Annotated in this window: 20 protein-coding genes; 12 read left to right on the plus strand and 8 right to left on the minus strand. The window is 60.6% G+C overall.

Annotated elements, in window-relative coordinates; all coding sequences use genetic code 11:
* Positions 1-9 precede the first annotated feature (9 nt).
* Positions 10-1,026: an alpha/beta hydrolase gene (locus QVF59_RS12725; protein WP_287880367.1), complete on the plus strand. Its 1,017-nt coding sequence runs from the start codon at positions 10-12 to the stop codon at positions 1,024-1,026.
* Here QVF59_RS12725 and QVF59_RS12730 read toward each other — a convergent pair.
* On the minus strand, positions 1,023-1,391 hold the full coding sequence (locus QVF59_RS12730) for a DUF1294 domain-containing protein (protein ID WP_159880061.1): 369 nt from the start codon (positions 1,389-1,391) through the stop codon (positions 1,023-1,025). The two genes, QVF59_RS12725 and QVF59_RS12730, sit on opposite strands and share 4 nt — an antisense overlap.
* Before the next feature lie 228 nt (positions 1,392-1,619).
* Here QVF59_RS12730 and QVF59_RS12735 point away from each other — a divergent pair, with 228 nt between their 5' ends.
* Positions 1,620-3,641: an NADPH-dependent 2,4-dienoyl-CoA reductase gene (locus QVF59_RS12735; RefSeq protein ID WP_287880370.1), complete on the plus strand. Its 2,022-nt coding sequence runs from the start codon at positions 1,620-1,622 to the stop codon at positions 3,639-3,641.
* A gap of 79 nt (positions 3,642-3,720) precedes the next feature.
* Here the strand turns inward: QVF59_RS12735 and QVF59_RS12740 are convergent, their stop codons facing one another.
* Positions 3,721-4,209: a TlpA family protein disulfide reductase gene (locus QVF59_RS12740; RefSeq protein ID WP_287880372.1), complete on the minus strand. Its 489-nt coding sequence runs from the start codon at positions 4,207-4,209 to the stop codon at positions 3,721-3,723.
* 139 nt (positions 4,210-4,348) lie between these two features.
* Between QVF59_RS12740 and QVF59_RS12745 the strand changes: the two genes are divergently transcribed.
* From QVF59_RS12745 to QVF59_RS12765, 5 genes are all read left to right on the plus strand, one after another.
* A complete protein-coding gene (locus QVF59_RS12745) occupies positions 4,349-5,296 on the plus strand; it encodes a carbohydrate kinase family protein (protein ID WP_287880375.1) in 948 nt (315 codons plus the stop codon).
* A 188-nt stretch (positions 5,297-5,484) separates the two neighbouring features.
* Positions 5,485-6,768, plus strand: a complete 1,284-nt coding sequence (gshA, locus tag QVF59_RS12750; protein ID WP_159880053.1) for a glutamate--cysteine ligase — start codon at positions 5,485-5,487, stop codon at positions 6,766-6,768.
* 4 nt (positions 6,769-6,772) lie between these two features.
* Positions 6,773-7,705 carry an XAC2610-related protein gene (locus QVF59_RS12755; protein ID WP_287880378.1) on the plus strand — a complete coding sequence of 311 codons (933 nt, stop codon included), beginning with the start codon at positions 6,773-6,775 and terminating at the stop codon, positions 7,703-7,705.
* A gap of 45 nt (positions 7,706-7,750) precedes the next feature.
* The gene (gene gshB / locus QVF59_RS12760; RefSeq protein ID WP_159880049.1) at positions 7,751-8,707 is read left to right on the plus strand and encodes a glutathione synthase; all 957 of its coding nucleotides are present in this window, start codon (positions 7,751-7,753) and stop codon (positions 8,705-8,707) included.
* A gap of 151 nt (positions 8,708-8,858) precedes the next feature.
* Positions 8,859-9,245 (plus strand): diacylglycerol kinase, encoded by a 387-nt coding sequence (locus QVF59_RS12765; RefSeq protein ID WP_159880047.1) that lies wholly within the window; start codon positions 8,859-8,861, stop codon positions 9,243-9,245.
* Here the strand turns inward: QVF59_RS12765 and QVF59_RS12770 are convergent.
* The gene (locus QVF59_RS12770; protein WP_287880381.1) at positions 9,242-9,991 is read right to left on the minus strand and encodes a hypothetical protein; all 750 of its coding nucleotides are present in this window, start codon (positions 9,989-9,991) and stop codon (positions 9,242-9,244) included. The two genes, QVF59_RS12765 and QVF59_RS12770, sit on opposite strands and share 4 nt — an antisense overlap.
* Positions 9,992-10,109: 118 nt before the next feature.
* On the opposite strand from QVF59_RS12770, the gene QVF59_RS12775 reads away from it, so the two are divergent.
* A complete protein-coding gene (locus tag QVF59_RS12775) occupies positions 10,110-10,490 on the plus strand; it encodes a DUF1622 domain-containing protein (RefSeq protein WP_159880043.1) in 381 nt (126 codons plus the stop codon).
* Here the strand turns inward: QVF59_RS12775 and QVF59_RS12780 are convergent.
* From QVF59_RS12780 to QVF59_RS12800, 5 genes are all read right to left on the minus strand, one after another.
* Positions 10,481-10,879 (minus strand): hypothetical protein, encoded by a 399-nt coding sequence (locus QVF59_RS12780; RefSeq protein WP_287880383.1) that lies wholly within the window; start codon positions 10,877-10,879, stop codon positions 10,481-10,483. The two genes, QVF59_RS12775 and QVF59_RS12780, sit on opposite strands and share 10 nt — an antisense overlap.
* A 298-nt stretch (positions 10,880-11,177) precedes the next feature.
* Positions 11,178-13,475 carry a type I DNA topoisomerase gene (gene topA / locus QVF59_RS12785; RefSeq protein WP_159880039.1) on the minus strand — a complete coding sequence of 766 codons (2,298 nt, stop codon included), beginning with the start codon at positions 13,473-13,475 and terminating at the stop codon, positions 11,178-11,180.
* 170 nt (positions 13,476-13,645) lie between these two features.
* The gene (locus tag QVF59_RS12790) at positions 13,646-14,104 is read right to left on the minus strand and encodes a Smg family protein (RefSeq protein WP_159880037.1); all 459 of its coding nucleotides are present in this window, start codon (positions 14,102-14,104) and stop codon (positions 13,646-13,648) included.
* A gap of 41 nt (positions 14,105-14,145) precedes the next feature.
* Positions 14,146-15,219, minus strand: a complete 1,074-nt coding sequence (gene dprA / locus QVF59_RS12795; RefSeq protein ID WP_287880385.1) for a DNA-processing protein DprA — start codon at positions 15,217-15,219, stop codon at positions 14,146-14,148.
* On the minus strand, positions 15,216-16,253 hold the full coding sequence (locus QVF59_RS12800; RefSeq protein ID WP_159880033.1) for a LysM peptidoglycan-binding domain-containing protein: 1,038 nt from the start codon (positions 16,251-16,253) through the stop codon (positions 15,216-15,218). Before QVF59_RS12800 ends, dprA begins: the two co-directional genes overlap by 4 nt.
* 125 nt (positions 16,254-16,378) lie before the next feature.
* On the opposite strand from QVF59_RS12800, the gene def reads away from it, so the two are divergent.
* The 4 genes from def (at position 16,379) to rsmB (ending at position 20,138) form a co-directional block, all read left to right on the plus strand.
* Positions 16,379-16,882, plus strand: a complete 504-nt coding sequence (def, locus tag QVF59_RS12805; protein ID WP_159880031.1) for a peptide deformylase — start codon at positions 16,379-16,381, stop codon at positions 16,880-16,882.
* Between the two features lie 84 nt (positions 16,883-16,966).
* A complete protein-coding gene (gene fmt, locus QVF59_RS12810; RefSeq protein WP_287880388.1) occupies positions 16,967-17,887 on the plus strand; it encodes a methionyl-tRNA formyltransferase in 921 nt (306 codons plus the stop codon).
* Positions 17,888-17,930: 43 nt separating this feature from the next.
* Positions 17,931-18,773 (plus strand): zinc metalloprotease HtpX, encoded by an 843-nt coding sequence (htpX, locus tag QVF59_RS12815; RefSeq protein WP_287880465.1) that lies wholly within the window; start codon positions 17,931-17,933, stop codon positions 18,771-18,773.
* Positions 18,774-18,884: 111 nt separating this feature from the next.
* Positions 18,885-20,138: a 16S rRNA (cytosine(967)-C(5))-methyltransferase RsmB gene (gene rsmB / locus QVF59_RS12820; protein ID WP_159880027.1), complete on the plus strand. Its 1,254-nt coding sequence runs from the start codon at positions 18,885-18,887 to the stop codon at positions 20,136-20,138.
* Positions 20,139-20,141: the final 3 nt, after the last annotated feature.

The following is a 20,141-nucleotide window of genomic DNA, read 5'->3' on the forward strand; positions in this document are numbered from 1 at the left end:
GGACGCATGATGGCTGCATCATCAATGCAGCTCCATACCCCGTACCCGGGCAAGCGGAGCGCAGAGCGCGACGAGGAAAACATGGAGCACTTCACCCTGCCGGCGGCTGATGGCCACCGCATTCATGGCTGCTGCTGGCAGCCACCCGCCACGCAGGCCGTTCGCGCCGTAGTGCTGATCTGCCACGGCATGAGCGAACATGCTGCGCGTTACCAGCCGCTGGCCCTGCAACTGGCCGAGCGCGGCATTGCCGTGTATGCCCATGACCATCGCGGCCACGGCCCCCATGCGGCCCATCATGGCTGGTTTGCCGCCGCCGATGGCTGGGACAAGGTGGTGGCTGATGTGGATAGCGTGCGCCAGTACATTGCCAGCCACCATCCGGGTTTGCCGCTCATCCTGCTGGGCCACAGCATGGGTTCCTTCATCGCCAGGCAGTATTTCCTGCAGCATGGCGCACAACTGGCTGGGCTGGTGTTGTCGGCTACCGGTTACCGGCAGCGTCCGCTGGCTTGGGTATTGCGTCAGCTGGCCCGGCTTGCCGGCAAGCTGGGCGGGGCCAATCTGCCATCCGCCTTCATGGCCCGGCTGATTTTCGGCAGTTTCAATCTGGGTTTCTTTCCGGCGCGCACCCGTGTTGACTGGCTGTCGCGCGATACGGCACAGGTAGCAGCGTATCAGGCTGATCCGCTATGCGGCTTTGACCCCACGCCCGGACTGTGGGCGGACCTGTTTGGCGGCATCATCGCGCTGGAGCAGGGAGAGGCCGATGCTCGCAGCAGTCTGCCGCGCGCCTGTCCGGTTTATTTGCTGGCGGGAAGCCGCGATCCGGTCAGCCTGGGTCGGCTGGCACTGGGTCAGCTGGAAATCCGCTACCGCGACGCCGGCCTGCTGGATGTCAGCAGCAAGGTCTATCCCGGTGGTCGTCACGAAATGTTCAATGAAACCAACCGCGAGCAAGTGGTGGCCGATCTGCAGATCTGGTTGGAGCGGGTACTCAAAGCCGTACAGGGAGGTACCGGCTAGACCGGATGCGCCATATGCCAGCGCCAGGCTATCCAACAGCCCCATAGCAGCCAGTGCGCCAGCACGATCAGCCAGAACATCAGCTGATAGCTGCCCTTGCTGGATTTGTGCTGCAGCCAGTATTGCCCCAGCAGGCCGCCCGGCCAGCCACCCAGCATTTCCAGCCAGTGCAGTATTTTTTCCGGTGTGCGGCGGCCATGGTTAATGGCCTGGCGCTTGTCCCAGGCATAGACGGCAAAGGTCAGCAGGCTCATGGCCAGATACAGCAGTACCGGCCAGAACAGGTTGTCGGTGAGTGCAAAGCTGCCGGCAGCCAGCAAGGGTGGCAGGGCAAGCAGATTGGCCAGCGGGCGGGGCAGGGGCATGGATTATCCGGCAGAAAAGACACAGTGTAAGCAGCCTGCCTGTACACGCCAAGCAGGGTGAGCGCGGATGCGCGGTGCATGAGCACATCCGGACGATGGCTTGCGTTGACAACTTACTTACTAGTAAGTATTGTCGAGCGACAATAATGCATGCCATGCCGGCAAGCGACCGGCGGCTGAACCACAATCAGGGTGAGCGCCTGCTCGCCACGTCGACGAGGACGAAACATGACTGCTTATCCGCATTTGCTCTCCCCGCTGGACCTGGGCTTTACCACGCTGAAAAACCGCGTGCTGATGGGCTCCATGCATACCGGCCTGGAAGAAGCCGCTGGCGGTTTCGACAAAATGGCTGCTTTCTATGCCGAGCGCGCCCGCGGCGGCGTGGGGCTGATTGTCACTGGCGGAGTAGGGCCGAATGCGGAAGGCTGTGTGGCCGAAGGCGCGTCCATGCTGGCCGATGAGCAGCATGTGCCGGACCACCGCAAGGTGACCGCTGCCGTGCATGCTGCAGGCGGCAAGATTGCCTTGCAGATCCTGCACTCCGGGCGCTACAGCTTTCAGGAAAAATGCGTGTCGGCCTCGCCGCTGATTGCGCCCATCAACTTCTACCGCCCGCGTGAATTGAGCGACGCCGAGGTGTGGCAAACCATTGCCGACTTCGCCCGCTGCGCCAGACTGGCCCAGCAAGCAGGTTACGATGGCGTCGAGGTGATGGGGTCGGAAGGCTATCTGATCAACCAGTTCATCGCCCGCGCCACCAACAAGCGCAGCGATGACTGGGGCGGCAGCTTTGAAAACCGTATCCGCTTTGCCATTGAAACGGTCAAGGCCGTGCGTGCCGCGGTGGGCAGCGATTTCATCATCATCTACCGTCTGTCCATGCTGGATCTGGTGCAGGACGGCAGCAGCTGGGACGAAGTGGTGCAGCTGGCGCAGGAAATCGAGCGCGCCGGTGCCAGCATCATCAATACCGGCATCGGCTGGCACGAAGCCCGTGTCCCCACCATTGCCACCATGGTGCCGCGTGGCGGTTTTGCCTGGGTCACCAAAAAGCTGATGGGTAAGGTGAAGATTCCGCTGATCACCACCAATCGCATCAATACTCCGGAAGTGGCGGAGGACATTCTGGCCAGCGGCTGTGCCGATATGGTATCGATGGCGCGCCCCTTCCTGGCCGATCCGGATTTCGTCAACAAGGCAGCCGCCGGCAAGGCCGACAGCATCAACACCTGCATCGGCTGCAACCAGGCCTGTCTCGACCACATCTTCCAAGGCAAGCTCACCAGCTGTCTGGTGAATCCGCGCGCCTGCCGCGAAACCGAACTCAACTACACCCCGGCCGTTCAGCAGAAAAAGGTTGCTGTGGTGGGAGCCGGCCCGGCAGGCCTCGCCTGTGCCACTACCGCAGCCGAGCGCGGCCATCAGGTGACGCTGTTCGATTCCGCCAGCGAAATCGGCGGTCAGTTCAATGTGGCCAAGCGCATTCCTGGCAAGGAAGAGTTCTACGAAACCCTGCGCTATTTCGCCAGTCGCCTTGCTGATACCGGCGTCTCGTTGCAACTGAACACCCGTGCCGATGCGACTATGCTGCAGGACTTCGACGAAGTGGTACTGGCCACCGGCATTGCGCCGCGGCTGCCGCAGATTGACGGCATAGACCACCCCAAGGTGCTCAATTACCTGGATGTGCTCAAGCACGGCAAGCCGGTGGGCAAGCGTGTCGCCATCATCGGTGCCGGTGGCATCGGTTTTGATACCGCGGAGTTCCTGACCCATGAAGGCAAATCCACCTCGCTGGATGTGGCGGCCTTCATGCAGGAATGGGGGGTGGACATGAATGTGGCCGAGCCGGGTGGCCTCAGCCCGCAAGGCCCGCAGCCGCATGCCAGTCCGCGTGAGGTCTACCTGTTGCAGCGCAAGCAAAGCAAGGTGGGGGATGGTCTGGGCAAGACCACCGGTTGGATTCATCGCGCCAGCCTGCAAATGAAAAAGGTGAAGATGCTGTCCGGCGTCAGCTATCAGAAGATCGACGATGCCGGCCTGCATGTCATCATCAAGGACGAGCCGCAAGTACTGGCCGTGGATAACGTCATCATCTGTGCCGGTCAGGACCCGCTGCGCGAACTGCAGCAGCCATTGCTGGATGCCGGCAAGCGCGTGTATCTGATTGGCGGGGCCGATGTGGCGGCCGAACTGGATGCCAAACGCGCCATCCGTCAGGGCAGCGAATTGGCGGCCAGCCTCTGATTACTTCAGCTGCCAAGTAGCAGAAATGAAAATCCCCGCTGACAATAGCGGGGATTTTTGTTGCAGGCTGCTGCAAGACTTACAGGAAGTGACGCAGGGTGTCTTCCAGGTTCTTCTCGTTCAGGCGGCCCAGCAGGCTGCCCACCTGCTTGCCGTTGCGGTCCAGGATGATGCTGTAAGGCAGGGCCCCGGCCGGATTACCCAGCGTGCGCAGCAGGCCAAGCGTGTCGCTATCGCCCAGCACGATGGGATAGGTGATTTTCAGCTGACGGGCAAAGTTATAGGTTTCCGCCTTGTTGTCCAGGGCCACGCCCACCACCTCAACGCCTTTGGGGGCCAGACGCTCGCGCAGCGCATTGAGCATGGGCATTTCCTCGCGGCAGGGGCCGCACCAGGTGGCCCAGAAGTTCACCAGTACCACCTTGCCTTGGTAAGCACGCAGGGAAACCGAGCTGCCGCTCTGGTCGATAAAGCGGGTTTGCGCCAGGGTGGGCGCTGCGCTGGCTGCCAGTGGCAGCAGGCAGAGCAGGGCGGCCAGCAGCGTGGCACGCAATAATGTCAGGTTCATTTGGCCTCCAGAACTAGCTTGCAGAATGGGAAAGCGAGGTTTGCTGCCTTTGGAGAGAGGGTGCAGGCGCAAGTTTCGCTCCGCATGCACAAAAAAGTTTCATGTTAAAATGTTCAGTTGAATTTTATTCGGAGTGAGCATGTCTCTCCTGGTATGCGGGGCGCTCGCCTACGATACGCTGTTCTCGTTTCACGGTCGATTCGACAGTCAGATCCTGCCCGATCAGCTACACAAGATTTCCACCACTTTTCTGGCTCCTAGCATGCGACGCGAATTTGGCGGCATGGCGGGCAATATCGCCTACAGCCTCACCCTGCTGGGCGAAAAACCGCTGGTGATGGGTACGGTCGGCGAAGATTTCCAGCCCTACCGCCAGCACCTGCTGCGGGCCGGGGTGGACGACAGCCATATCCGGCTGATCCGCAAGCAATACACCGCCCAGTGTTTCGGCATCGCCGATGAAGACGGCAACCAGTTGATGGCCTTTCATCCCGGGGCGATGGAGTTTTCTACCGACAACCATATCGCCGACATCCGTCAACCAGTGGAACTGGCCATCCTGTCGCCCGGTGGCCATCGGGCATTCTTGCAGCACTCGCAAGAGCTGGCCGCCGCTGGCATTCCCTTCATCTTCGACCCGGGTCAGGAGTTGCCACTGTTGTCGCGCGAAGAGATTCACCAGATTGTCGAGCTGGCCAGCTATATCACCATCAACGACTACGAAAGCGAGCTGATGCGCGAACGCGCCGGCCTGACGGTGGACGATCTGCGCCGCAAGGTTGCCGCCGTGGTGGTGACGCGCGGTTCGCGCGGGGCCGATCTCTACGTGGGAGCCGACCACATCCACCTGCCACGGGTGGAAATGCCGCAACCGCCAGTGGACCCGATGGGCTGCGGCGATGCCTTCCGCGCTGGACTGATGGTCGGCATCAGCCGCCAGCTGGACTGGCAACTGACCGGGCGTCTGGCCAATATGATCGGTGCCATCAAAGTCACCACTGCCGGTTGTCAGAATCACTTCTTCGACTGGGAACAACTACGCGCCATGTATCAGCGCAGTTACGGCGAAGTCTGGCCGCTGGACTAAGCGCAGCCCGGCCAATTTTGCGTGCCGGTCGGCCGCCGGGCTGGCCGGCAAGGTGAATTGCACTTGTCATGCAGACACGCACGTCGTCAGGCTGAAGCTTTCCTTCATGAAGCAGGGTTGAATTCCCCGCAGCCAACCCCCACCATAGATCAATTACTCGCAAGTCATTCCGACGCCTAGGGGAGCCCATGACCGTCCCACACCTGTCCACCGCACTGACCGGCCCGTTGCTGGAACTGGAAAGCCGCATTCTGACCGCCCAACCACATATCGAGCACTGGTTCCGTAGTCAGTGGCATAACCACGCCGCACCGTTCTACGGCTCGGTCGACCTGCGCAACAGCGGTTTCAAGCTGGCTCCGGTGGATATGAACCTGTTCCCCGGCGGACACAACAACCTGAATCCGGATTTCCTGCCCTTGTCCATCCAGGCGGCGCAGGCTGCAGTGGAAAAGGTTTGTCCGGAAGCACGCAGCATCCTGCTGATTCCGGAAAACCACACCCGCAACACTTTCTACCTGCAAAATGTGGCCACGCTGGTGCACATCTTCGAGCAGGCTGGCCTCAAGGTACGCCTGGGTACGCTGAACCCGGAAATCACCGAAGTCACCGAGCTGACCAGTGCTGGCGGTGACATCGTCAAGCTCGAACCCATCCTGCGTCAGGGTAACCGTTTGAAACTGGCCGATGGCTTCAACCCCTGCGTGGTGCTGCTTAACAACGATTTGTCCGGCGGCATTCCCGACATCCTGAAGGATCTGGAACAAAACCTGCTGCCACCGCTGCATGCCGGCTGGGCGGTACGACGCAAGAGCAATCACTTTACCGCTTACGATCAGGTGGCCGAACAGTTTGCCCAGCTGATTTCCATCGACCCGTGGATGATCAACCCCTACTTTGTCAACTGTAGCGGGCTGGATTTCCACGCTCGTCAGGGCGAGGACGCGCTGGCCGAAGCAGTAGCCGGCACACTGGACAAGATCGCGGCCAAATATCGTGAATACGGCATCAAGAACGACCCCTTCGTCATCGTCAAGGCCGATGCAGGCACCTATGGCATGGGCGTGATGAGCGTGAAGAGCCCGGAGGAAGTCATCGGGCTGAACCGCAAGGCGCGCAATAAGATGTCGGTGGTGAAAGAAGGGCTGGAAGTCTCCGAAGTCATCGTGCAGGAAGGCGTGTATACCTTCGAAACAGTGGACGACGCAGTGGCCGAGCCGGTGGTGTACATGATGGACCGCTTTGTCACCGGTGGTTTCTACCGCGTGCACACCGGTCGTGGCATTGACGAAAACCTCAACGCACCGGGCATGCAGTTTGTACCGCTGTCGTTCGAAACCCCCTGCCTGCCGGACAAACACGGTTCACCGGACTGTGCGCCCAACCGCTTCTACGCCTATGGCGTGATTGCCCGTCTGGCCCTGCTGGCCGCCGCGCTGGAGCTGGAAAACACCGACCCCGAGCGCGATTGAGGCCATGCAGATTCTGCGTGGACTGTGGCTGCTGCTGTTGCCCCTTATGGCAACGGCGGCCAGCTTCGATTGCGGCAAGGCGGCAACAGCTATCGAGCAGGTCATCTGCGCGACCCCTGCGCTTTCCACGCTGGATGAGCAATTGGTCACGGCCTACCGCGAGCACAATCAGGATGGTCTGCTGCAGGAAAATCAGCGCAACTGGCTGAACGGCCCGCGTGCCGAGTGCAAAGTAGACGTTGCCTGCCTGCAAAGCCGTTACCAAGAGCGGCTGGCGCAATTGCAGGGCGGACAGCTGATGCGCCAGCGCATCGACAATGCTTCGCCGGTTTACCGTTTCGACATCGGCCTGTTCAACTGGGGCGAGCGCGACTGGGCGGCAGAAGGCCCGGCTACCATCAACATCATCGACAAACGCAGCCAGCGCAGGGTACAGCAGCTACGGCTGGACAATGTCTATATGGCGCATGGCGACAACGGCAAGCCGCTGGTCAATAGCGCGCGCCTGTATGATTTGCAGGGTGTGATCAATGTGGCCGATTTCGACTTCGACGGTCATGCCGATTTCGCGGTGCAAAACGGTAATGACGGCCCCTACGGCGGCCCCACCTACCGTGTTTACCTGTACGACACTGCCCGCAAGCAATTTGTGCTCAACGATGAATTATCAACGTTGACCGAAGAAAACCTGGGCATGTTTCAGGTGGATGCCAAGCGCAAACGGCTACGCAGCTTTGCCAAGAGCGGCTGCTGTTACCACGAAACCACCGACTACCAGTTCGATGCCCGCCACCGCCTGCAGGCTGTGGAGCGGCTGATTGAAGACGCGCAGGACCCGGCAGGCAAACAGGTGCGCGTGACCCGCGAAACCCTGGTCAATGGCCGCTGGAAAACATCTACCCGGCGCTATGCGCTGGACGCCTACTATCATCAATGAGGCTGACGGCCGCCTGCCGGCCACCACCCAACCCTGGAGAGCAGCATGCGTATCCTGTTCATCGCCGACCCGCTGGAACAGTTCAAGATCTACAAGGACACCACCTTTGCCATGATGGAAGAGGCTGCACGGCGCGGTCATGCCATCAGCCATGCCCAGGCGCACCAGCTGTCGGTGGAAGGCGGCCGCTTGCTGGTGGATGCCCGCGGGCTGACCATCACCGATGAGCGCAAGGGCGACCATCCGGCCTGGTACAAGCTGGAAGATGTGCATCGCCAACCGCTGACTGCCTTCAATGCGGTGGTGATGCGCAAGGATCCGCCGTTCGACATGGAATACCTGTATGCCTCCCAGCTGTTCACGCTGGCTGAAGCGCAGGGCGTCAAGGTATTCACCAGCGGTCAGGCACTGCGTGACTTCAACGAAAAGCTGGCTATCCTCAATTTTCCCGAGCTGACGGCCCCCACCATGATTACCGGCGAGACGCCACGGTTGAAGGCCTTCATCCGCCAGCATCTGGACGTTATCCTCAAGCCGCTGGACAGTATGGGCGGCGACAGCATTTTCCGGGTGAAGCCGGATGATCCAAACCTGTCGGTGATTCTGGAAACCATCACCCTGCGCGGCAAACGCACCATCATGGCGCAGCGTTACATCCCGGAAATCCGCGATGGCGACAAGCGTGTGCTGGTGATTGATGGCGTGCCGGTGGATTACTGCCTGGCGCGTATTCCGGCCGCGGGTGAAACCCGTGGCAATCTGGCCGCCGGTGGCCGTGGCGAAGCCCGTCCGCTCAGTGCCCGTGACCGGGAAATTGCCGAAGCGGTGGGTCCGGAGCTGAAAAAGCGCGGCATCCTGCTGGCCGGGCTGGATGTGATTGGCAATTATCTGACCGAGGTGAATGTCACCAGCCCCACCTGCTTCCGCGAAATCATGGACCAGACCGACATCAATGTGGCTGGTCTGTATATCGATGCCCTGGAGCGGGCCTGCCAGCACTGAGTCCTGCCATCAGCCTGTCATCTGCCGGCGGCAACATCGCCGCTGGCATGGCAATATGGCCAGCGCTTGCCCATGACGGCGGCAGCGCTTAACATGCCGCTCGCCAGACTGGCATCAGACCAGACGGCACCGCGCAACTACAGGACCCGACATGAGCAAGCATGAGGAAAGCCCGTTCAAGGGCAAGACCGGCATTCGCCGGCTGATCAATGCCTTTGGCTATTCGCTGGATGGCATCAAGGCGGCCTTCCGCCATGAGGATGCTTTCCGCCAACTGGCCTTACTGGCCATCATCCTCATCCCTGCTGCACTATTCATTGTCCCGGCCAGTCCGCTGGCCCGTGCGCTGCTGGTGGCCAGTTCGTTGGCTACGCTGGTGATCGAACTGCTCAATTCTGCCATCGAGGCGGCGGTGGATCATACCTCGCTAGAGCGTCATCCACTGGCCAAGCGCGCCAAGGACATGGGGAGTGCCGCCCAGTTGCTGGGCCTGATCAATCTGGCGGCCATGTGGTCGCTGGTGTTGTTTGGCCACTAGGCGGGCAACAGCCGACGGGACTGCAGCTGCAAGCCGATCGAGATCAGTGCGGCCAGCAGAAACGCCAGATTGCCTTCCAGCCGGGGCAGCAGCAAGACCAGCGTCAGACAGAAACCGGCAAAACCCAGCCGTCCCAGCAACATGCCGCGCAGTAGCACCTGTACTGCCGCTGCGCCTTGCATGCGCTGAGTCGACACCGCCATCACTACCGCCAGTAGCGGAAATACTGCAACCACCCCGCTCCAGCGTGCGCCCAGCCTGCTTGCTGCCAGACTTGCCAGCAGGGTTAGTACAGCTGCCGCCAGCATGCGCAGCCACAGCGTTTCGTTTGCTGCCGCCCGCACATCCTTTGCCGCTGGCCTGGGCAGGCAGCGGCTGTTGATCAGCACCGCCAGCCCGGCCACGGCCAGGACCGATGGCAGCGACAGTGTCAGCGCCTGCAGCAGCATGGCTGCCAGCAACCAGCCGCCCAAGGCGGCAGTCAGCGTCAAAGGCCAGCCTGAGCGGGCTGCGCAACGGGCGTATACCAGATTGAACAGTTCGGAAGCGGCAATGGCCGCGATGGCTTGCATGGCGGCATGGGTGGCGAAGTCTGCGCCATGCTCTTGCAGCAACAGCCACAGGATGGGACCGGCCACCACGGGCAGGCCCGCCATCCAGCCAGCACGCTGTGGCCCGTAATACCTGGCCACCTGCGCCAGCAGGTAGAGAAAGGCAGGAACCAGCGTCAGTTTCAGTAGCAGCATGCGAGCAGTCGGACAGGGTAGACCGGCAGCATAACATGTCCACGACATGGCCTGCCCACTGGCACTGCCCTGCCTTGCGTGTATGCTGGGGAGCCCACATCAAGCGCAAGGAGAGGACATGCTGTCACCCGCCGAATCCGGAGTGGAAGAGTTGGTATTGAATCTGGTGCTGTGGCTGAAACTGGCAGTGGAAGCCAGCGGTGCCGTGGTGATTGGCATCGGCGTACTGGTGGCCGGGGTGCGCTATCTGCAGCGCTGCTTTGAGCCGGGCATGGCGCAATTCAATGCGGTACGACTCAGCTTTGCCCGCTTTCTGGCGCTGGCGCTGGAATTACAGCTGGCGGCCGACATCCTGTCCACCGCTGTAGCACCTAGTTGGGACCAGATCGGCAAGCTGGCCGCCATTGCCGTGCTGCGTACTGCGCTCAACTTTTTCCTGGGCAAGGAAATCCGCGATACCGAGTTGGAGGGTAAAACCTCGGTAGCTGATCAGCCCTGACGCACCGATGTTGAGCGGCGACGATACAGATAGCCGGGGTAGACGCGAATACAGCCGCTGTCATCTTCCACCTTGCCATACTCGCCCACCAGCTCCCAGCTGGCACCATTGGCCTGCAATACCCGGTATACCGGGCTGCCGGCCTGATAGAACATCAACTCGTCGCCGTGAAAATGGTCCAGCGGCAGCAGCGGATGCTGGCTGGGCAGTACCAGCAGCATGGCTGCGGTGCGGGCATCCATGTCCGCCAGCTGTTCGCGGTCGGCCACCACCATGCCACAAAAGGCAATGAGAAAGGCGATGGGCAGCATCAGCCAGTGGCCGCTGAGCAGGCCGAACAGGGTGAGTACCGTTGCACCGGTAAAAAAGAAGCTGCTGTGTGTTTTCATGATGTGTGCTTTGCCTGGGCACGCTGGCCCGTGAAACGGCAAACGCCGCCTGACATGGAGGCGGCGTATTGTCTGGAATGGATGTGGCCCGTCGCAGGAACCTTCAGGCGGCTTGGCTGCTTACGGTTTAGCCTGATTTCCGAATTATATGGCGGCTTTTCCGAAATTGATCAATAAAATCAGCCGATTGCCAATGCTGATGGCGTAGCCCTTCCCGTTGCAGGGGTTTCAGTACCATGGCCAAAAAAACAACGCCACCCGAAGGTGGCGTCATAGAGTGCAATCCGCTGGTGGTGATTTATTCTTCCGCCGGCTTGGCTTCCGGTGGGGCAATCACCTCGCTGTAGCCGCATTCCTTCTGCGGGCAGACTTTCTCGGTACCGCGACGCTTGGTGGTCTTGATGGTGAGAATCGGCCAGTTGCACTTGGGGCAGGGCTCGGCGACCGGCGGGTTCCAGGTGGCGTACTTGCACTTGGGATAGGTATTGCAGCTGTAGAACAGCTTGCCGTAGCGGCTTTTGCGCTCGATCAGATGGCCAGCCTTGCACTCCGGGCATTCCACGCCGGTGTCGCGCGGTTTTTCCAGTGGTTCGATGTGCTTGCACTTGGGGTAGTTGGCGCAGCCGATGAACTTGCCGTACCGGCCCTTCTTGATGTGCAGCGCGCCGCCGCAGTCCGGGCAGACACGGTCTTCGATCACCGTCGGGGCTTCGGCTTCTTCCGCTGCCTGCTCGGCGGTTTCGCCCATATTGCGGGTGTAGTCGCAATCCGGGTAGCCGGTGCAGGCGATGAAGCGACCGCGCTTGCCAAACTTGATCGACAAGGGCTTGCTGCACTTGGGGCAGGCTTCGTCCAGGCTCTCGGTGGTGACTTCGGCGCGGGAAATGCTTTCCTTCTCGGCAATCTGCTTGGAGAAGCCCTTCCAGAAGCTGTCCATCACCGGCACCCACTCGCGCTGACCGCTGGCGATGTCATCCAGCTGGTTTTCCAGCTTGGCGGTGAAGTTGTAGTCCACGTACTGGCTGAAGTGCTCAGTCAGGAACTTGTTGACGATGTCGCCGGTATCGGTGGGCAGGAAGCGCTTCTTGTCCAGAATGACGTATTCACGGTCCTTCAGCGTGGAGATGATGCTGGCGTAGGTGGAAGGACGGCCGATGCCGAATTCTTCCAGCGCCTTTACCAGGCTGGCTTCGGAGAAGCGCGGCGGCGGCTGGGTGAAGTGCTGCTCGCCGTACAGCTTGTCCACCGGCAGGCTATCGCCTTCTTCCAGTAGCGGCAGCTTGGCATTGTCTTCGTCCTCGGCATCGTCCACGTCTTCTTCGTAGACGGCCAGGAAACCGGCAAAGGTCTGCACCTGGCCGCTGGCACGGAAGATGCCTTCGCCCATGGTGATGTCCACGCTGGTGGTGTCGAACTTGGCCGGGGCCATCTGGCAGGCCAGGGTACGCTTCCACACCATGTCGTACAGCTTGAACTGGTCGGTGGTGAGGAAGGGTTTTACCGACTCCGGTGTGCGCAGGATGGAGGTCGGGCGGATGGCCTCGTGCGCTTCCTGGGCGTTCTTGGACTTGTTCTTGTAGGCGACCGGGTTCTTGGGCAGGAAGTCGTTGTTGAAGGTGTCGCCGATATAGGCACGAATTTCTTCCACGGCTTCGTTGGCCAGCGCCACCGAATCGGTACGCATATAGGTGATCAGACCCACCGTACCCTGGCCGATGTCGATACCTTCATACAGCTGCTGTGCGGTCCGCATGGTGCGGTCGGTAGTCATGCCCAGCTTGCGCACGGCTTCCTGTTGCAGCGTGGAGGTGGTGAAGGGCGCGGCCGGGCTGCGCGACTTCTTTTTCTTCTCGATGCTGGTGACGGTGGCCGGCTGGTCTTGCAGGCGGGCCAGAATGCTGGCGTGTTCGCCATCATTGGGGATGTCGAACTGGTCCAGCTTCTTGCCGGCAAGCTGGGTCAGTTTGGCGGAAAATTTGGTACGGCCTTTGTGGCTATCCAGGTGTACCGACCAGTATTCCTGCTGCACAAAGGCCTTGATCTCGTTTTCGCGTTCGCAGATCAGGCGCAGTGCCGGGCTTTGTACCCGGCCGGCAGACAGGCCACGGCGGATTTTCTTCCACAGCAGCGGGGACAGGTTGAAACCCACCAGATAGTCCAGCGCACGGCGTGCCTGCTGGGCATCCACCAGGTCTTGTGCCACTTCACGCGGATTGCCGATGGCTTCCAGCACCGCGTTCTTGGTGATTTCGTGGAACACCACGCGCTGGGCGGTCTTGTCCTTCAGCAGCTTCTTGCTGTTGAGGATTTGCACCAGGTGCCAGGAAATGGCTTCGCCTTCGCGGTCCGGGTCAGTTGCCAGGTAGACATGGTCGACTTCGGCGACTGCCTTGACGATGGCATCAACGTGTTTGCTGTTGCGGGCGATCAGCTGGTATTTCATGGCGAAGCCCTTTTCAGGGTCTACCGCGCCGTTTTTGGGTACCAGATCGCGCACGTGACCGTAGGAGGCCAGGACTTCGAAGTCCGGTCCCAGGTATTTCTTCAGCGTTTTTGCCTTGGATGGCGACTCAACGATCAAGAGGCTGGAGGGCATGTTTTCGTTTCAGTGTGTACCGGAAACATCCGGCTGATAGCGGTTCTATCTATCAAATAAAGCAAGAGCGCAAATAAAACAAGAGCGCATTTGGCGCTCTTGTGCAAAATTCCCTGCCATTATCATCAGGCGAGGCGGGATGGTAAGCCCGTACCGCCAATGCTGACAAGTTATTGCATGGTCGGTTCGCCGTGAATGGCGTCCAGCAGTTCTTCCCCCAAGAGGATGGGCAATTCCGCCTTTTGTGCCCACAACACCATCAGCGCCACCAGTTTGGCTGAGCCGACGTTGATGTCATCGTCGGGCAGCTCGCACAGGCGGTCTATCACCATTTCACGCTGCGATGGCGAAAGTGCACCGTGATCTTCCAGAAACTGGATCAGGCCGCGCACTTCAGTGGGCAGGCGTTCCAGTTCGGCATCGGCGTAGATGCGCATGCCGGAGGCATCATCAGCGCTGGCATACAGGCCGTCTACCATATTGGCAACATTGTCCAGCCAGTCCAGTGCGTCGTTGATTTCCTCGTCCTCGAAGCCGGCGGCTTCGAGTTGGCGCATCAGGGAGCCGCGGTCGCCAAAGGCGTCCGGGTCACGGTATTGCTCGAACAAATAAGTGAGAACGTCAAACATCAGGTCTTCTTCAAATGGGCTACCACACGATCCGGTCCGGGTCAGACCAGCCGCTGGACCTGCCCGCCAGGCAAGCTGGCCAGCTTGCCGGCAAGCTCCAGCTCGAGCAGCATCGCGTAAAGCTCCCCCTGCGTCAACCCGAGTTGCACGGCAAGTGTCTCACTGCTGACCGGATCAAAGCCCAGCAGTGCCAAAACCGGGTGCTCGGCGACGTGGCTATCCAGCCGTGGCTGCGGGCTGATTACTGCCGGTCGGCCCACTTCTTCCAGTACATCCTCCACCGTTTCGATCAGCCGGGCTCCATCTTTCAGCAAACGGTGGCAGCCTCGTGCCTGTGGATTGTGAATGGAGCCGGGAATGGCCATGACTTCGCGCCCGTACTCGCCGGAGAGCCTGGCGGTAATCAGCGAGCCGGAATTGATATTGGCCTCTACCACCAAACAGCCGCGCGACAAGCCGGCAATGATGCGGTTGCGGCGTGGAAAGTGGCTGGCGAGCGGGCCGGCTCCCAATGGAAATTCAGACAGAATCAGGCCGGTACTACCAAGCTGGTGGGCCAGTTCGCGGTTGCTGGCCGGATAAACCCGGTCGATACCGGTACCGATGACAGCAATGCTGGAACCGATTTCCTGCAAGGCACCACGGTGCGCGGCGGCATCAATGCCGCTGGCCATGCCACTGACGATGGTATAACCCAGGGCGGACAGCCGGCGGGCAAAGTCTTCGGCAATCTGCTTTCCCGGTGGGGTCGCGCTGCGGCTGCCCACCATGGCCAGCATGGGGCGTTGCAATAATGCCCGCTGGCCACGGGCAAACAGCAGCGGTGGTGGCGACGCTGTTTCGGCCAGCGCCTGCGGATAATCATCATCCAGCAGGCTGAGCAAGGTACAGTCAGGTTGGGATGCCCAGGCCAGTGCGGCCTCCACGGAGGGGCCGGCCAGCCGGTCGCGCAGTGCGCGTGCCGCTTCCTGGCCCAGAATGGGCGTGGTCTGCGCCGTACTGGCGGCAATGGCTTGGCTGGCCGAGCCAAAGCCGGCAATCAGCTTGAGAAAGCCAGCCGGGCCTATGCCCGGTGTCAGCGCCAGCAACAGCCAGTCTTCCGTGGCCTGGCTCATTCGTCTTCCGGTGGTGCGATCACATCTCCGACGCTGGTTGCATCGGTGCTTTCCAGTACCAGCCCATAAGACACCTTGTCAAACACCCGGTAGACAAAAATCTTGCCGATGGTCTGGCCCGGCAGAGTGACTTCTTTCTTCTCACCATCGGCCATGATCAGGGTGACAGGCTTGGCATTCTTGTAGATGCTGAACACATCGCCAGCTTCTACCTGTTCGCGCTTGCCACGGTTGATCACGACGTTGGAGTATTGCGCCGCGCCATCCACGCCGTCGTATACCGAGATGATCTGTCCACGGATATTGCCATCCGGGCTGTGCGGCACATAGCTGACAAACTGGTCTTTCGGAGCCTTGATCAGGCGGTCGCCCACCAGGATTTCACTGCTTACCTTGGTAATGTGCATGGTCTGGATTTCCTCACCCAACTTGTCCACCTGGGTGTCGCCGCCATACAGCACCTCGTAACCAAGGTTCTCCTTGGTTTGGGGGTCGATCAGCGGTTTACTGGCGCGATAGACCTGCCAGTTGCCCATCTCGCCCACCCCGTTGGCAAAGACGCGGTCTCCGGTGCCAAATGCCAGCCGCTCTTCCGGACCGGCAACCAGTCTGGGCGAGGTGGCGAATTCTTCTTCATTGACCACCAGTGGACGGTACAGGAATGGTTCGATCGCCTTGGCCGGAATGCTGGATACAGCCTTGTCGATGTCAGACATGCGCACCTGCGGAGACAGGCGTACATCACCCTGCCGGGATTTTTCCAGTGATAGGCGCGGTTGACCGTTTACATAAGTCAGTACCAGTACGTCACCGGGATAAATCCAGTGCGGGTTCTTGATTTCAGTCTTGTTCATCTGCCACAGACGGGGCCATTTCCACGGGCTCTTGAGATAACGGCCAGAAATACCCCATAGCGTGTCGCCCTTGACCACGGTATAGCGCGCCGGAGCGCCGGGTTTGATGGTCAGTGTGTCGGAAAAAGCCGGGAGAGCCAGTCCCAGAGCCAAAGCAAGCGATATAATACTTTTACGCATGAAAAGTGCCCCAATATTGAGTGTAATGAGCGCCCGCGAGCGCTCCTTTGACAAACGAGCATGCGTCAGACACATCTATTATCGACGTGCTGATGGCATTACGACAACTTGGAGCAAGAAAACCGATGGCGCTGCTGAATATTTTGCATTATCCGGATGCGCGTCTGCATACCGTGGCCACGCCGGTCGAGACCTTTGACGCAGCCCTGCAGACCCAGATCGACAATATGTTTGAAACCATGTACGAGGCTAAGGGCATCGGTCTGGCGGCCACCCAGGTGGATTATCACCAGCGCCTGGTGGTGATGGATATTTCCGAGGAGCACAACGAACGTCGCGTCTTCATCAACCCGGTCATTCTCGAAAAAGAAGGTGAAACCGTGTATGAGGAAGGCTGCTTGTCCGTACCCGGCATCTACGACAAGGTTACCCGTGCCGAACGGGTCAAGGTGCGCGCACAGGATGCCACCGGTGCCGAATATGTACTGGAAGCCGACGGCCTGCTGGCCATCTGCATCCAGCATGAAATCGATCATCTGGACGGCAAGGTGTTTGTCGAATACCTGTCCGAACTCAAGCAGGGCCGTATCCGCACCAAGCTGAAAAAGCGCGAAAAACAGAATATGTGATAAATGGCACCGGTCTGCATAGGCAGGCAACGGTGCCTCTGAAAAGGACAGGCCAGCCCTGTCTTTTCTACTTGTGGGCTTACGATGAAACTGATTTTTGCCGGTACGCCGGAATTTGCCGCCGCCGCGCTGCGCACCCTGCTGGCAGCCGGTCACGAGATTGCCCTGGTGCTGACCCAGCCGGATCGCCCCGCCGGGCGTGGCATGAAGCTTAAGCCCAGCCCGGTAAAGGAAGTGGCGCTGGAACACGGCTTGCGCGTGGAGCAGCCCCTGTCGCTCAAGACCGAAGAAGCCCAGGCCATGCTGCACGAGATCGGTGCCGAACTGATGGTGGTGGCGGCCTACGGCCTGTTGCTACCCAAGGCCGTGCTGGACATTCCGCCGCGCGGCTGTCTGAACATCCATGCGTCCTTGCTGCCGCGCTGGCGCGGTGCCGCACCCATCCAGCGCGCCATCCTGGCAGGTGACACCGAAACCGGTATCACCATCATGCAGATGGATGTGGGGCTGGATACCGGCGCCATGCTGTCGGTGCATCCGGTGGCCATTTCCAAGGACGATACCGCCGCCAGCCTGCACGACAAGCTGGCCGCATGCGGTGCCGAGGCCATTGTCAGCACCCTGGCCGGGCTGGATGGACTGCAGGCACAAGCGCAGCCCGAAGTCGGCGTGACCTATGCCCACAAGCTGAGCAAGGCCGAGGCCGAAGTGGACTGGGGCCTGCCGGCTGCGGATATTGCCCGCGCCATCCGCGCCTACAACCCGGCTCCCGGTGCTTTTAGCAAGCTGGGCGGCGAGCCGCTGAAACTGTGGCAGGCGCATGCCATTGCCGGCCAAGGCGAAGCCGGTGTGGTGCTACGTGCCGATGCCGACGGCGTGGTGGTGGGCAGCGGTGACGGACTGGTAGTGCTTAGCCAGCTACAGGCAGCAGGTGGCAAGCGGCTGAGTGCACGCGATTTTGCCGCTGGTCGTGCCGCGCTGGTGGGAACCCGCTTAGGTCAGTAAGCGTCTGTATGGGTCACAGCAAAAGGAGGGTGGTGTGAACAATATGTTCAAGACGGCCATGCTGATGGCTGGATTTGTGGCGTTTCTCGGCGTGATCGGTGCGCTGATCGGTGGTAAGAGCGGCCTGCTGCTGGCCTTGCTGTTTGCCGGCGGGATGAATCTGTTTGCCTACTGGAATTCCGACCAGATGGTGTTGCGCATGTACAACGCCCAGGAGGTCGATGCCCGCTCCGCCCCCGAGTTTTACGGCATGGTGGCTGAGCTGGCGCAGCGCGCTGGCCTGCCTATGCCACGGGTTTACGTGATTCACGAAGAGCAACCCAACGCCTTTGCCACCGGGCGCGATCCTGAACACGCCGCCGTCGCGGCAACCAGCGGCATCATGCGCATGCTGGACTACCGCGAACTGCGTGGTGTCATGGCACATGAACTGGCCCATGTGCAGCATCGCGACACCCTGATTTCCACCATCTCCGCCACCATGGCCGGTGCCGTGTCGGCATTGGCCAACTTTGCCATGTTTTTTGGCGGGCGCGACGAGAATGGCCGTCCGGTCAATCCGCTGGCCGGCATTCTGCTGGCCATTCTGGCACCGTTGGCGGCCAGCCTGATCCAGATGGCCATTTCCCGCGCCCGTGAATTCGAAGCCGACCGTGGCGGTGCAGAAATTTCCGGTGACCCGCTGGCATTGGCGTCAGCGCTGCAGAAGATTGAGTACTACGCTCAAGGTATTGCCATGCCTACGGCACAAGCCCATCCGGAAACAGCGCAGATGATGATCATCAACCCGCTGGCAGGGCTGGAGGTGGGTGAGCTGTTTCGTACCCACCCGCACACTGAGGAGCGCATTGCCCGCTTGCACGCTATAGCGTGCGGCGTGGGCTGAACGTATCATGCGCAACTGAACAAATCACGGGCCGGTACCGCCAGGCGGACACCGGCCGTTTTCATACGGCGAGTGCGCAGTGCTCGCCGTTTGCCATTTCAAGGTTTTGACATGCATCGCATACAGCAACTGGCCGCCGACGTGCTGGGCCAGGTGGAATCCGGCCATACCCTGACCGAGGCGCTGGCTCAAGCCCAGCGCCAGGGCAGTGAACTGACGCCACAAGAGCGCGCCGCCCTGCAGGACATCTGCTATGGCAGCCTGCGTCAGCTGGCCCGCCTGCGCTTCTGGCTGCGGCGGCTGGTACCCAAGGCCCTGCCGGAACCACAGCTGGAACGGGTGCTGCTGGTGGCGCTTTATCAGCTGGTGTATACCCGTGCGGCGGATTACGCCATCGTCAACGAGGCAGTCAAACTATCCGAGCGCCTGGCACGCGGCAAATTCAAAGCCCTGGTCAATGGCGTGCTGCGCAATTTCCTGCGCCAGCGTGAGGAAATGCTGCGTCTGGCAGACAAGGATCTGGAAGCGGCTACCAATCATCCGCGCTGGTGGGTGAAGGCTGTACAGCAGGCTTATCCGCAAGAATGGTCGGAAATCCTGCAGTGGAATAACAGCCATCCGCCGATGACCTTGCGCGTCAACGCCCGCAAAAGCTCGGTGGCCAGTTATCTTGCACAGCTGGAAACCCTGGGGATGGCAGCCACCGCGCTGGACGAGCGGGGCGGCATCCTGCTGGACAAGCCGGTCAATGTGCGGGAACTGCCGGGCTTTGCCGACGGCGTGGTGTCGGTGCAGGACTGGGGCGCGCAGCAGGCTGCCTGTCTGCTCGACCTGCAGGCCGGTCAGCGCGTGCTGGATGCGTGTGCTGCACCCGGTGGCAAAACCTGCCACATGCTGGAGCTGGCGGATGTAAACATGACCGCACTGGATATCGACCCGCAACGGCTGGTCCGCGTGGCCGAGAACCTGCAGCGTGGCGGCTTGCAGGCCAGCCTGCATGCTGCCGATGCCGGACAGGTCGCCGACTGGTGGGATGGCAAGCCCTTCGACCGCATTCTGGCTGATGTACCTTGTTCGGCATCCGGCGTGGTGCGCCGTCATCCGGACATCAAGTGGCTGCGTCGCCCGGGCGACTTTGCCGCGCTGGCAAGACAGCAGGCGCAAATGGTTGACACGCTATGGGGGCTACTCGCGCCCGGCGGGAAAATGCTATACGCTACGTGCTCGATTTTTCCGGAAGAAAACCAGCAGCAGTTGGAGGCTTTCCTGGCACGCCATGCCGATGCCGAATGCCTGAACCAGCAACAGCTGTTGCCCTGTGAGCGTCATGACGGTTTCTATTACGCGCTGCTTGCGAAACATTAGCCT

This window comes from Aquitalea sp. (assembly GCF_030150775.1).
Lineage (GTDB): Bacteria > Pseudomonadota > Gammaproteobacteria > Burkholderiales > Chromobacteriaceae > Aquitalea > Aquitalea denitrificans.